This window comes from Gemelliphila asaccharolytica (assembly GCF_001553005.1).
Classification (GTDB): domain Bacteria; phylum Bacillota; class Bacilli; order Staphylococcales; family Gemellaceae; genus Gemelliphila; species Gemelliphila asaccharolytica.
Window position 1 is genome coordinate 1 of record NZ_KQ959912.1, and the last position, 13,642, is coordinate 13,642.

Genomic DNA, 13,642 nt, shown 5'->3' on the forward strand with positions numbered 1-13,642 from the left:
TTTGTCAAGATGTTTTTTTATTTTTTTTTACTTTTCCTTGCTGTCTTTTTTTACTCCTTGGAAAAGTCTTTTATTAGTATATACTTTTAGACTTTGTTTGTCAATAATTAATATTCGTTATTTTTAATTTTTTTTAAACACTTCACAGATAGCCTTTTGGTGTGTTTATTGTTTGTATTTTTATTTATTATCTCTTTTTTTTATTTTTTTGTTCGTATTTTTGTTAACTATCTTAATTATTTTTTTAATTTTACATAGTTTTCCACAGGGTAATTTTTAGAGTCTAATAGTTCTTTTTTCCCTGATACTAACATAGCTAATGAATATCCTATTATTGCACCTGTAGTTAAACCAGATGACCCTAAACCACTTGCTACTAAGAGATTTTTATTTTCTTTTACCTCTCCGTAGAAAGGCGAATAATCTCTTGTATATGCTCTTATACCTACTCTTTCATTTATAATTTCTCCCGTTTCTATCACTTTAACTATTTTTCTAGCTTCGTGTTCAAAATTATCTAGTTGTTTTTTATCAACATCAAGGTTAAAGCCTTTATCGTCTTCATGAGTTGCACCAATACTTATAACTCCGTCCTCGAATGGTATTATGTCAAGTTCTCCCTCTGGCATGATTACTGGATAATCTTCAGTTCTACTATCAAGTATTTTTTTATCTCTAAGTTGACCCTTTTGAGGTCTTACATCTACATCAAAACCAAGAGGTGCTAAAAATTCATCAAGCCATGCACCTACACACACTACTACTTTATCAAATTTTTCTCCTAAGATATAAAATTCATTATTTTTTATTTCTAAAGACACTTTCTTACCTATAACTTCACACCCACTAGCTTTTAGTAAAGTTTTAACTAATCTTTCACCTTCTAATCTAGCTCCTCCAGATGCATAAATTGCTTTTTTATCTGTGAAACTAGGAATTATTTTCTTAACTTCATTAAATGATAAAATTTTAAGTTCTCCTATTAGGGGAGATTCTTCTCTTCTTTTTTTGGCAAGAGCAAATAAATCATCAAGTTTATTATCATCTTTTTTTAATAATAAAACTCCGCATTTATCATAAAAATCAGTTTTAAAACCATCCTTAGATATATCATTTACTAATTTTTCATAAAAATCCGCTCCTAAACGTGCCATTTTATACCATAATTTATTTCTTCTTTTTGAGAACCAAGGACTTATTATACCTGCAGAAGCTTTTGTAGCTTGACCTACTCCGTAATCAAAAACTTTTAATTCTATATTTTCCTCTTTTGATAAATAATATGCACAAGTCCCGCCAACTATACCTAAACCTACTACTGCTACTTTCACTTATAATCACCACTTCTTATTTTTTTGCAGATAGTTTAAAATCTATGTAATATACTAATTATTTTCTTTTTTTTAAATATCTGTTCTAATTATAGCATTTATGATAGTATATTGGTAATAAAATTTTAAAGATATTTTTAAAATTAAGGAGAGAAAATGAATATTATTAATAAAAGTTGGGAAGAAATATTTAAAAACTATTCTGAGTATGACGAATTAATAAAACTTAATAATGATATAGAAAAGCAACGTGAAACAAAAATTATATTTCCTAAAAAAAATGAAGTATATAAAGTTTTTTCTTTACCTATAGATAAGATAAAAGTTGTTATTTTAGGTCAAGATCCTTATCATAAAAAAGGGCAAGCTATGGGGCTGAGTTTTTCAGTTAATGAAAATATCCCTTTACCAAAAAGTCTAATAAATATTTATAAAGAACTATATTCTGATGTAGGAATAAAGAGAGAAAATGGTTCCTTAATTGATTGGTTTAAGCAGGGAGTATTTTTATTAAATACTGTTTTAACTGTTGAACAAGCTCAACCAGCTAGTCATAGAAATTTAGGATATGAAAATTTCACAGATTATATTATTAGCGAAATTTCAAAAAGGTGTGAAAATATAGTCTTTATTTTGTGGGGAGGATATGCCAAGAAAAAAATACCATTAATAAATCAAAAAAAACATCTCATAATTCAATCTGCACACCCAAGCCCTCTATCTGCTTATAGAGGATTTTTCGGCTCAAAACCTTTTTCAAAGACAAATGAATATTTAAAAAGGGTAGGTAAAAAAGAAATTATTTGGTAATTTTTTTAAGATGAAATAAAATTATAAATTTTTTAACATCCTAATTATTTAATAATTGTTTACATTCCTGCAAATACTAATTATTTTCACGTTATAATTATTAAATATAAACAGTAATCTTAAAAAAAGTGTAGTTTCTTAAAAGTTTATATAAATAAATTCTTAACTATTAAAAGAAGATAAAAACCCTATAAATGGTAAATAAACAAAAAAATTTACCCAGCTAACTTTTTTAGACATTTATTATTTTATCTTATATTCCGTCACAATTTTAAAAAACTCTATTATGGCAAGTATAATCGCTTATTATATTTGCAAATGGTTAAATAGAAAATTCAGAAAGCAACTAGCCTTGAAAAAAAGAAAGACAGGACTTGCACTCCTGTCTTTTTTATCTATGCTAAAGTATTTACTTTTTGTATATAAATAATAAACTTAAAACAAAAATAAGTCAAGCAACTCTTTTCAAAGCTTGGGAAAACCAAAAATAGACAAAAATTAACAATGCGATTTTTTAGCTTTATAATGTTTAAACAAGCGAAAGAAAAAAACAATAATTACAATTCTTAAATTGTTTTTAATATAAATATCCTATTTTTAAAAATAGAAAATAAGCATTATATTTTTTATCTTTTTTAAAAAACGCACCTAAAACCTTATATTCAAGATTTTAGGTGCATTTCTTTGTTTTATTTTAATTCTTAATAAAATCCTCTAAAAATTCTTTAGTTTTTTCATTTTTAGGATTAGAGAATATTTCTTCAGATGTTCCACTTTCTATTAGTTTGCCTTTTTCTATAAAGTAGACTTTATCACAAATTTCTCTTATAAATTTAAGTTCGTGAGAAACTATAATCATAGTTACTTTAAATTTTTCTTTCAACTCTAACATTAATTTCATGATTTCTTTACTGCTTTGTGGATCTAATGCACTTGTAGCTTCATCAAATAGTATTACTTTATTGCCCATAGCTATAGTTCTTGCTATTGCTACACGTTGCTTTTGCCCTCCTGACAGACTTGTTATTTTCCTATTAGAAAGTTCGCTAAGCCCAACTTGATTTAAGGCTTTTTTTGCCATTTCAATTGCTACTTGTTTGTTTTCTTTTTTTACAATTACTAAATTTTTATAGATATTTTCTAAAACATTCCAGTGATTAAATAGGTTAAATTGTTGAAAAACCATTCCTATTTCTACACTTAATTTAGTTTTGTGTTTTAAGGGTTCTACACTGCTTATGACTTTTCCTTTGTAAATGATTTCCCCTTCATCTATTCCTGAAAGCCCTGATATTGAACGTAATATGGTGCTTTTTCCACTACCACTTTTTCCTATAAGCCCTACTATTTCTCCTTCTTCTACTGTCAAAGAGATAGCATCTAAAATTTTATTGTTATTGATTGTTTTTGAAATATTATTTAATTTTAACATAGCTTCTCTCCTTTTATGAAATTGCATATCTTTTTTCTAATTTATTAAACACAAATACAACAAAAGCATTTAAGACTAAATATATAACAAATGCATAAATATATGGTGTTATACTTGCTGTTCTGTTTGCGATTTGTTTTGTTATAAGTAAAATTTCTGTAATAGCAAGAACATTTATTAAAGATGTATCTTTTACTAACGCAATGGCTTCATTTGCTATACTTGGTAATGTTATACATATTGCTTGAGGTATTATTATATAAATAGCCCTTTGCCATGGTGTGTACCCTAATATGTAACTAGCTTCGTACTGACCTTTATCTACACTTTCTATTCCACCACGCAGTATTTCTAATATGTAAGCTAAATAATTAAGTGAAAATGTTATAATGGCACAAGTTATTGCACTTATATTAAACCCTAAAAGAGGAAAGACCCCATAATAGAAGAAAAATAATTGTAACATTAATGGACTACCTCTAAATATCCAAGTATATGTGGATATAATTTTATTTATAATTTTATTTTTTCTTAAATAGATACTAGAGAAAATAATTGCAAGTGGGAAAGAAATAAATACAGTTACAAAATAAACAAATACAGTATTATACATACCTTCCATTATTGTCATAAAGGTACTTGTTTTTGTTTCTTTTGTATTAGGATCTGCTCCCATCCACTTTTGTTTAAGCTTGTCAGCAGTTCCATCACTATTTACTTCTTTTATAAAACTATTAAGTTCATTAACTAACTCTACTCTCCCTTTTTTTGCAGCTACTACAAATTCTGCACTTTCCATGATATTTTTTGAAACATAAATATTGATATTTTCTTTTTTACTTACATATCTAGCTATAACTTCATCAATCAAAACAGCATCAACACTTTTATTTTTTAAGTTAAGCATAGCTTGGTTATAATCAGGGTAAGATTTTATTTCTTTGAAAATATCCTTTTTGCTAGTAGCTAACTTTTCAGAACTACTATTTACTTGTACTGCAATATTTTTACCCTTAAGATCTTCTAGATTTTCATACTTGCTTTCTTCTAAAGAAACTAAAACCAAATTATCGTCAAGATACTTATCACTAAGTTCCATAGCTTCTTGGCGTTCTTTTGTTTTAGTTAGCCCATTCCAAACAAGATCAATACTTCCGCTATTTAAATCAATTTCTTTTGTGTCCCAGTTTATAGCCTTGAACTCAATATCTCTATCTGTTCTTTTTGCAAATTCTTTAGCAAGGTCAATGTCATAACCAACATACTCACCATGTTCATCTACAAACCCGATTGGTGCAAAGGTCGGATCAAGACCAACTACTAATTTTTCTTTGGCAAGTGTGCCAGAAGAAAAATTATTGCATAACATAAAAAATGATAACAATAATAAACAAATTCTTCTAATGTAAGACATAGTTTTCCTCCTTATAAATTTTCTAAAAATTTTGTATATTTAAATCAATATACTACAATTATCTGATTTATTCAACAAAAATTTTAAAATTTCTTTAATTATTTTTTATAGTCAAAAAAATTTTTTGTCGTATTTAATAAAATTAAAAACCCTTTTAAATAGATATTAAATATTTTATTATTAAATTTTACCTTGTTTTCATAAGAAAACTTTTTCACTCTTTTTTGAGAAATATACTAATCAAATCTTATTTTATAAATTTTTTTGTATATTGTGTTAATATTATAGTGACAAAAGTTATTTGAAGGAGTTTTTATGAAAAAAAGAGCTATTTTAATTATGACCTATGGTTCTCCAAATGATTATAGTTTTGAAGGAATAGCTGATTTTTTTACTAATATAAGGAGAGGCAAAAGACCTAAAGAGGAAGAAATAAGAAAACTCTATGAAAATTATAAAAAAATAAACTCTTCTCCTCTTCAAAAGATAAGTAAAAAAACAGTAGAATTATTAAAAGAGAGAATAGATATTCCTATTTATTTTGCGAATAAATTTTCTTATCCTTTTATATTTAATAAAATAGAAGAAATGGAAAATGATAAAATAGAAGAATGTCTTTGTTTGATACTAGAACCGCATTATTCTATATACTCTTCTATGGGATATGAAAGATTTATAAAAAGTAAAAAAATAAAATTTAATATTATAAAAGAATGGTATAAAAATCCTCACCTAATATCTTACTGGGCCAACGCTATTCATAATATTATAAAAAATCTTAATCCTTCTGAATATAGAGTTATTTTTTCAGCTCATAGTGTTCCTATTATGGCAACTACTTGTGGAGATCCATATATAAAACAAATTATAGATAATGTAACCATCTTAAAAGAAAAATTAAAACTTAAAGATGAAAACTTTGCTAGAGTTTGGCAATCAGAATCTGACATTGGGATGGAGTGGGTCAAACCTGATGTTATTGAGTATATAAAATCAGAAAAAAATATTAAAAAAAATTATATCTTTGTACCTATATCATTTATAAGCGACCACATAGAAACACTTTTTGACAATGATATTAGATGTTATGAAGAGTGCAAAAAATTAAACATAAACTATTTTAGACCCCCAAGTCCTAACTACAATAAAAAATTAATTGATGCTCTCGAAGAAGAAATCAAGAAAAATATAAATAATAACTATACCTATAAAAACAATGAAAAATTTGCTAATGAAATGGAAATAAAAAAAGGGGAAATGCCAGATTTTATCAAAAAAATATTACAAAAAAATAAAATATAGTATTTTTCTAATATCTTAATTATTATTTTTTTAAAAAAATTATAGCTATTAAAATTTTAAAAATTTTTTTATAATAAACAAATAATTGATAAAAGTTATCAATTAATAATAAAAGATTAACCCTTTACCATCAAGGATAATTTGAAATATAATTGAAATATAATTTAATTGTTAGATTTTTTTATATTAAAATAGTATAATATAAAGTAGGTAATAAAAAATATTTTAAAAAAGGAGAATTAATTATGACACAACATGAAAAAATGAATAAACTTGTAGCGAACTTAACAGTACTATCAGCAAAATTACACAGTTTCCACTGGTATGTAAAAGGTACATCTTTCTATACACTACATGAAGTTTTTGAAAAATACTATAATAATGTAATCTCTACTTTAGACGAAGTAGCAGAAAGATTTTTAGCTATAGGAGGTAGACCTGTATCTACATTAAAAGGTTCTCTAAGCATAGCTACAATAAAAGAACCTACAGAAAAAGAAAATTCTAAAGAAATGGTAGCAGCTACATTAGCTGATTTTGAACTTCTTATTGAAGATTTAAAAGAATTGATGGCTGTTTCTGAAGAAAATGATGATCAAGGAACTAGTGATTTAGCATTAGGAATTAAAACAGAATTAGAAAAAAATGTTTGGATGCTAAAAGCTTACTTAGCATAAAAAAATTAATTTTAATAGCCTTCCAAAATAGGATTTTAAGTCCTACTTTGAAAGGCTTTTTTATTTTTTTAATAAAATTTTTAAAGTATTTTTTTGCTTATCTTTATCAGAAAAAATTATATAATATTCTATTTTAAATTGTATAAAACTGCCCCTTTTTATAATTTTTGCACATTTTAGCCTTGTTTTTAATTTTACTATACCTTCTCTTATTTTATGAGATGTTATTTTTTCTTCTTTTTCTACAATAAGTTGATTTGCGTTTTTATCTATTACTACTTTTTCTAAATTTTTATAAATTATTAATGTGATTTTCTCTTGGTAATTGTCTTTATAATTTATAAAAAAATAATCTTTTTCTTCTTTTAAATTTGCTAAATATGTTTCATTAAATACTTGCTTGTCATCTATTAACGTTTTAATATTTAATTTCATTTTTATATGTCAAATTCCTCTATTTTATTTTCTAAATCAAACCATTTTTCGTTTAAATCATCTAATATTTCTGTTGCTTCTTTTAATTTTTCGTTTTCTTCATTCGCTTTTAGTGGATTAGAATATATTTCTTTTTTTGTTAAATTTTCATTTATTTCTTTCAATTTTTTTTCTGTTTCTTCTATTTTACTAACAATGTCATCTCTACTTCTTACCAATTTTCTTAATTTTTTCTTATCTTCTTTGCTTATTTCATAATTGGTTTTTTTTGTTAGTTCACTTTCTTTTGTTTCTTCTTTTTCTCTTAATTCTTTTAAGATTTTTTTCTCTTCTTTTTTTTCAAGATAATAGTCATAATTTCCTAAATAAATATTGTAGCTATTTTCTTCTAATTCTATTACTTTATTTGCTATTTTATTTATAAAATATCTATCGTGACTTACAAATATAATTGTTCCTGGATAATTTTTTAATGCACTTTCTAAAACTTGTTTACTTGCTATATCAAGATGGTTGGTTGGTTCATCTAAAATCAATAAATTATTTTTTTCAAGCATTAATTTTGCTAATTGCAATCTTGCTTTTTGTCCTCCCGATAAAGAAGATACTGTTTTTAATACTTCTTCTCCTGTAAATAAAAATCGTCCTAAAACATTTCTTATTTCAGATTCTTTCATTGTTTCATATTCGTCCCAAAGCTCATTCAAAACAGTTTTTTGTGACATGAATTCTGCTTGTTTTTGGTCATAATAGCCTATACTTACTTTGCTTCCATATATTATTTGTCCTGAAATGGCTGATTTTTCTTTTGCTATGGTTTTGATAAGTGTACTTTTTCCTATACCATTTTTCCCTACTATTGCTATCCGATCTTTTTTGAATACATCAAAATTGTAAATACTTCCTATAGGACTATTTTTATATCCTACTTGTAGATTTTCTATTCTTAATACATCTTTTCCACTTTCTTCTTTAATTTTAAATTCTATATTAGCAGTTTTATCATCTTTTTTGGGATTTTCTAATATCTGTATTTTATCTAGTGCTTTTTTTCTACTTTTTGCCATTCCACTGGTTGAGGATCTAGCTATATTTTTACTTACAAATTCTTCTAATTTTTTTATGTCTTTTTGTTGGTTTATGTAATCTTTTAATCTTTTTTCATAATCTTTTTCATATTCTTCCAAAAATTTTGTATAATTTCCTACATATTTTTTACAAGAATTAAACTCCATATTATAAACTACATTAACTATCTTATCTAAAAAATATCTGTCGTGACTTACAATGACAACTGCTCCTTGATATGAATTTAGATATGTTTCTAACCAAGATACACTTTGCATATCTAGATGGTTAGTAGGTTCGTCTAAAATTAGAACATCTGGCTGTAATAAAAGTAGTTTCGCCATTGAAAGACGTGTTTTTTCTCCTCCAGAAAAACTTGATATTTTTTTTGATAAATCTTCTTCTGTAAAATCAAGATTAAATAGCACTGTTCTCATTCTACTTTTATAATGATAATTTTTGTGATTCATGAGCTGTTCTTGTAAAATATCATATCTTTTTAAAAGGTCAGTTTCTTTACTTAAATTTTCTTCTGTTAGATTATTTGCTAAGTTTTTTAACTGTTTTTCTAAATTTATGACATCTGTAAAGCATGATAACATTTCTTCTTCTACAGTTTTGTCTTTATTTACTATAAATTCTTGTGAAAGGTATCCTAGAGAAAGATTTTTTTTAATCATTCTCTCGCCACTATCAAAATCTAGTATTCCTGCTATTACTTTTAAAAGAGTTGTTTTCCCTGCTCCATTTCTTCCTACAATAGCAACTCTATCCTTTTCGTTAACTTCAAATTTTACATCAGAGAAAATTTTTGTTACTTCAAAATATTTACTTACATTATTAAGTTGGATAAACATTTTTTTCCTTCTATCTATTTGTTTTTTTATTGTTGATATTTAATTATAACAAAATTTAATTGTTTTTTCTATTACCTCTAAAGAGTATCCCCTTCATTTTAAAAAAATAAGAAAAGTTTTTAAAATAAATTAATTTTATAAACATTTTTTCTTTTTATAAAATTATTTTAAACCGTTTCATTTAAAAATTTCTTTTTCCTTTCTTGATTAAATCTAGCAAATAAAATTTTCATTTAACACATTAAATATCAAAAATTATACTATATTTCTATAAAAGTATGTTATAATGGCATATGAAAATAAATTTAAAAAGGTTGAGATATAAATGAATATTAAAAAAACATTAACATCATTCTTAGCTGTTATAACATTGTTTTCTAATGTTACACCAGCTTTTTCATATGCTAATAATACTAAAATAAATAATAAAAACATTGTTGAAAAATCTTCAGATGATACTATTAATAAACTAGATATAGAAAAACCTATTGAATTAAACAGTGCTGATGAAATAGAAAATCCTCCCCTTCCAAAAATTTATAATTATAAATGGAAATATTCGGTACCGTTAAAAGACGGCAGTTCTAAAGAAGAATATACACTTTCTTACCAGCCATACGAGGCTAGTGTTGGGGAAAATGCGACTAATGAAGAAAAGAAAAAAATAAATAAAAAAATTAATCTTCCTGATTTAACTGGTTATGAAAGACCAAAAGGTGTAGATTCTTATGATATTACTTATGATAATATTGTTAAAAACTCTACCACCCAACATGAAAATTTATTTTTTGGAGAAAAGAATTTTAAATATACTCCAAAAGAAATCACTGTAAAGGTAAGATACAAATTTCAAACTCTTGAAGATAGAAATAAATATGAAGATGCAAAAGACTTGAAAGACAAAGGAGGCCTTGTCAAAGAATACAAGGTTAAAACAGGGGAAAAATATAAAATACCTAAATTGAGTGAACAAGATGAAAAAAATATGCTCAAGGATTTGTAGCGGAGCAAAACGAGTTGTTTGTTACAATCCCTACTACTCCCAATTTAGAACTTATTTTTCACTATAACCGAAATTCATTTCAACTTGATTTTCATTCTAATGGAGGGTCTTACGTTCCTAATATGACTCTTTACTATGGGCAAACAATCCCCAACTTATTTGAAAAACCTGCTCCAACTAAAGAGGGAGCTACCTTTGATGGTTGGCGCCTTAATCAAGATATAACTATAAAAGATGGTAATACTGAGAAAAAACTTTCTAAAGGTACAATTATAAAAGAAGATGAATATCCTGACGGTTTGAAAAATGCTATGCCATTTGAAAATATAAGCCTTTCTGCTGTATGGAAAGAAAAAGAAAAATCTTCCTATGCTATTCAATTTTGGACTCAAAAGGCAGAATCTGACGGCTATGATTATGTCGGATTCAAAGAAGTTAAAGATGTTAAAACTGGCACTATCCCAAATCTTGATGAAATGATGCCGGACGGAATAAAATTCCCAGAAATTAGTGAAGATCTTACAAAAAAAGACCGCCAAGAAGAATTAAAAAAATATTATGTAAGAAATGTAGAAAAAACAAAAAAAGAAAATTTAATTCTAACTGATGATACAAATGGTAAAAAAGAATACAAAATAAAAAGAGTGGACTCTACAGGAAACACTACTTACAATATCTATTATGATAGACAAACTTACACAATTCTTTTTGAAAAATCAAATAAAAGTGCCGACAAACCAGAAATTAAAATGGATATTCCTAATGTCGGAAAATTTAATTCTGAAAAAAGTGTTAATAAACCATATAAAATAACTGTCAAATTTGGAGAACGTCTTAAAGGTTGGCCTCATGATGAGTGGCTTTTAGTTAATAGTGAAGACGGAGATATGGATGAAGATAGTGACGAATACAAAGAACAATTAAAAACTAAAACAGAATTTCCGATTGGTGAGTTTATGCTCGGCTGGACATTTAATACAGACCCTGCTGCTCAATATTCCTATAGAGATACTCCACCATACTGGATGACTTCAAAAGATTTTATAGACCCTTATTTATCATATACAGACGATAAAAATAAACAGCAATTAGCAAAAAAAGTTACTAACTCTGTATCTACAGGAGAAAAATTGCCAGAAAGAACTATCTCAGTAGGCCCTGATTCAAATAGTAAAGGGAAAGTTTACTATGTAGAATTTAGTATGCAGGGACTACCTAAAGATGAAAATGATACATCTGTCCCTAAATTAAAATTTAACCCTGCACTAGCATACTGGAAAACTGATACTAGTTCTAGTGATTACAAATACACAATTCCTGAAATTCCAGGATTTAAAAAACAAGAAGATAAAGTATACCCAGAAGGTTCATATGATTTTGATGATTTAAAAGATAAAATAAACGATGAATTTAATGAAAGAAATCCTGACGAAAGACCACTATTTAACTATGCACCTAAAAATATAAATGGTAATGAGATAGAAAATTCTGGATATATAGTAGCAAAATATGATAGAGAAAAATATAAAATTACTCTTAACACAGATCCTCGTGATAAAAATAAAACTGAAGAATATGGCGATGTATACTATGATATGCCACTTAGAAAACTTCATCTTGACGATAAAAAAATCCCTGCAAAACCTAATGATTTACCTAGTAACTATGTATTCAAAGGGTGGGCAACTGATCCAAAAGGATTTAACTTAATAAAAGATGAAAATAAAAAAGCAAATGAAATAGAAGAAGAAATCAAAGAAGCTTATAAAAACATTCCAGACGAATATATAGAAAACGATGATGGTACGGAGGAAAATGATGATCCAAATCTAAAAAAAGAATCAAATGCCAAAAAATATAAATTTAAAGCAAACATTGAAAAATTAAATAGTAAGCTAGATGGTGCTGAACATAGAATGCCAAACTATAACCTGACAGTATATGCAATTTGGGGAGCACCTGATAAAGTTTTTGATATAAGTTTTGACCTTAATGATGATAATAACTCACCAGCCGAATGGCAAATAAATCCAGAGGATTTAGCTAGCTATGCAGACGGAGAAAAAATCCAAACATCTATAGGATACAAACCATATTATAAACCAGAATTTGATGCTAAAAGATCAACTAACAACAAAAAAATATTTACAATAAATAATGCTCTAAGTATAAAAACACCTCAAAATATTCCTAAAAGAAAAGGCCATGACTTTTTAGGTTGGGAACTTCTTACTGATAATCAAACAGAAGATGAAGGATACAGAAAAAAATATGGAGTACCTAGACTATACTCTTTTGGTAATGAGGTTATATCTAATATTCATCTAAGAGCAATATGGAATAAAAATAGCCTAGAAGATGTAAAAGTAACTCACCATCTCCTAAGTGAAGATTATAAAAAAGACGAGCAAAAAGAAACAATACTAGAAAATCAAAGAAGTAATGTTAATGCCACAGCATACGGACAAATGCAAGGGGAAGAACATATACTTTTGGAAGAAGAAGAATTTCAATCTCTTGATAAAGACAATCGAGCAAAAAAACTTTATGAAGAATATAAACAAAAAACAAATCAAAAAAATTCATACTATCAAAACTTAACTGTAAAAAAACATGACGAAGCTAAAGAAGAAAACTTTGATAACCACTTCCATTTCTTCTATAGACCTTATCGTTACAGAACTTATAATGTAAATTACATACTTTTACCTAATGATTATGATAAAGATAAATTAAATAAAACAAGTAATCCTTACTATCAAAATAAAATATTAACTGCAAAAATAAAAAATGGAAATAGACATTTTGATGCTATAGATTATGAAAAAATCCCTGGTTATAAATTAGTAAGTGACCCACAAGTTCAACTGTTCTTTGAAGTAGATGAAAACAGTCATAAACTAATTGGTATGAATGGTCATAATGAAGCTGGCTTTGACCAAGTAAACTTTTATTACAAAGACATGAGAATTATAAAAAGAAAATCTGCTAATGACAAAACTCCTAATGGTTATCATAGAGTAACCTTTAAAGCAAATGAAGGAGGAAATTTTGGCAATGATGAAAAAGGAAAAGAAATTAAAGAAATATCATATGATGTTATAAACGGACTTCATTTTGATAAAATTAATCTTCCTGCTCCTCAGGGAGAAGATAATTACATTTTTAACAAGTGGGAAAATGAAGCCTTACTAAAAGGCAAAGATGAAATATCAAAAGATTATACGTTTAATGCTACATTCAAGAAAGTAGATGATGTGATTGAAGTAACAGATAATTCTAATCAAGATATCCCTAAAAATTATGTTGATGT

General features: G+C 26.4%; 10 protein-coding genes. 5 read left to right on the plus strand and 5 right to left on the minus strand.

Features of this window, described 5'->3' with window-relative positions; all coding sequences use genetic code 11:
• Positions 1-236: 236 nt before the first annotated feature.
• A complete protein-coding gene (locus HMPREF1871_RS05770) occupies positions 237-1,331 on the minus strand; it encodes an NAD(P)/FAD-dependent oxidoreductase (protein WP_066131131.1) in 1,095 nt (364 codons plus the stop codon).
• A gap of 156 nt (positions 1,332-1,487) precedes the next feature.
• On the opposite strand from HMPREF1871_RS05770, the gene HMPREF1871_RS05775 reads away from it, so the two are divergent.
• Positions 1,488-2,141, plus strand: coding sequence for a uracil-DNA glycosylase (locus HMPREF1871_RS05775; RefSeq protein ID WP_066131135.1), 654 nt, complete (start codon positions 1,488-1,490; stop codon positions 2,139-2,141).
• A gap of 694 nt (positions 2,142-2,835) precedes the next feature.
• Here the strand turns inward: HMPREF1871_RS05775 and HMPREF1871_RS05780 are convergent.
• Together HMPREF1871_RS05780 and HMPREF1871_RS05785 are read right to left on the minus strand one after the other, a co-directional pair.
• Entirely contained in the window at positions 2,836-3,573 is a 738-nt protein-coding gene (locus HMPREF1871_RS05780; protein WP_198145792.1) for an amino acid ABC transporter ATP-binding protein, read from the minus strand.
• 13 nt (positions 3,574-3,586) lie between these two features.
• A complete protein-coding gene (locus tag HMPREF1871_RS05785) occupies positions 3,587-4,987 on the minus strand; it encodes an ABC transporter permease subunit (protein WP_066131140.1) in 1,401 nt (466 codons plus the stop codon).
• A 315-nt stretch (positions 4,988-5,302) separates the two neighbouring features.
• Here HMPREF1871_RS05785 and hemH point away from each other — a divergent pair, with 315 nt between their 5' ends.
• Positions 5,303-6,289: a ferrochelatase gene (gene hemH / locus HMPREF1871_RS05790; protein ID WP_066131144.1), complete on the plus strand. Its 987-nt coding sequence runs from the start codon at positions 5,303-5,305 to the stop codon at positions 6,287-6,289.
• Positions 6,290-6,534: 245 nt separating this feature from the next.
• Positions 6,535-6,966, plus strand: coding sequence for a Dps family protein (locus HMPREF1871_RS05795; protein ID WP_066131145.1), 432 nt, complete (start codon positions 6,535-6,537; stop codon positions 6,964-6,966).
• Positions 6,967-7,026: 60 nt separating this feature from the next.
• Here the strand turns inward: HMPREF1871_RS05795 and HMPREF1871_RS05800 are convergent, their stop codons facing one another.
• Positions 7,027-7,401 carry a hypothetical protein gene (locus HMPREF1871_RS05800; protein ID WP_066131146.1) on the minus strand — a complete coding sequence of 125 codons (375 nt, stop codon included), beginning with the start codon at positions 7,399-7,401 and terminating at the stop codon, positions 7,027-7,029.
• A 2-nt stretch (positions 7,402-7,403) separates the two neighbouring features.
• On the minus strand, positions 7,404-9,326 hold the full coding sequence (locus tag HMPREF1871_RS05805) for an ABC-F family ATP-binding cassette domain-containing protein (protein ID WP_066131149.1): 1,923 nt from the start codon (positions 9,324-9,326) through the stop codon (positions 7,404-7,406).
• A gap of 325 nt (positions 9,327-9,651) precedes the next feature.
• On the opposite strand from HMPREF1871_RS05805, the gene HMPREF1871_RS05810 reads away from it, so the two are divergent.
• Both HMPREF1871_RS05810 and HMPREF1871_RS05815 read left to right on the plus strand, forming a co-directional pair.
• Positions 9,652-10,329 carry a hypothetical protein gene (locus HMPREF1871_RS05810; protein WP_066131151.1) on the plus strand — a complete coding sequence of 226 codons (678 nt, stop codon included), beginning with the start codon at positions 9,652-9,654 and terminating at the stop codon, positions 10,327-10,329.
• Positions 10,330-10,343: 14 nt separating this feature from the next.
• Positions 10,344-13,642, plus strand: a 3,299-nt coding sequence (locus HMPREF1871_RS05815) for an InlB B-repeat-containing protein (RefSeq protein ID WP_198145793.1), incomplete at its 3' end; no start/stop codon positions are given.

What these genes read in the sequence shown, in the direction of transcription:
- HMPREF1871_RS05785 (WP_066131140.1), bottom strand. Translation starts at nt 4,987, where the DNA reads ATGTCTTACATTAGAAGAATTTGTTTATTATTGTTATCATTTTTTATG.
- HMPREF1871_RS05775 (WP_066131135.1), top strand. Translation starts at nt 1,488, where the DNA reads ATGAATATTATTAATAAAAGTTGGGAAGAAATATTTAAAAACTATTCT.
- HMPREF1871_RS05810 (WP_066131151.1), top strand. Translation starts at nt 9,652, where the DNA reads ATGAATATTAAAAAAACATTAACATCATTCTTAGCTGTTATAACATTG.
- hemH (WP_066131144.1), top strand. Translation starts at nt 5,303, where the DNA reads ATGAAAAAAAGAGCTATTTTAATTATGACCTATGGTTCTCCAAATGAT.
- HMPREF1871_RS05805 (WP_066131149.1), bottom strand. Translation starts at nt 9,326, where the DNA reads ATGTTTATCCAACTTAATAATGTAAGTAAATATTTTGAAGTAACAAAA.
- HMPREF1871_RS05800 (WP_066131146.1), bottom strand. Translation starts at nt 7,401, where the DNA reads ATGAAATTAAATATTAAAACGTTAATAGATGACAAGCAAGTATTTAAT.
- HMPREF1871_RS05780 (WP_198145792.1), bottom strand. Translation starts at nt 3,573, where the DNA reads ATGTTAAAATTAAATAATATTTCAAAAACAATCAATAACAATAAAATT.
- HMPREF1871_RS05795 (WP_066131145.1), top strand. Translation starts at nt 6,535, where the DNA reads ATGACACAACATGAAAAAATGAATAAACTTGTAGCGAACTTAACAGTA.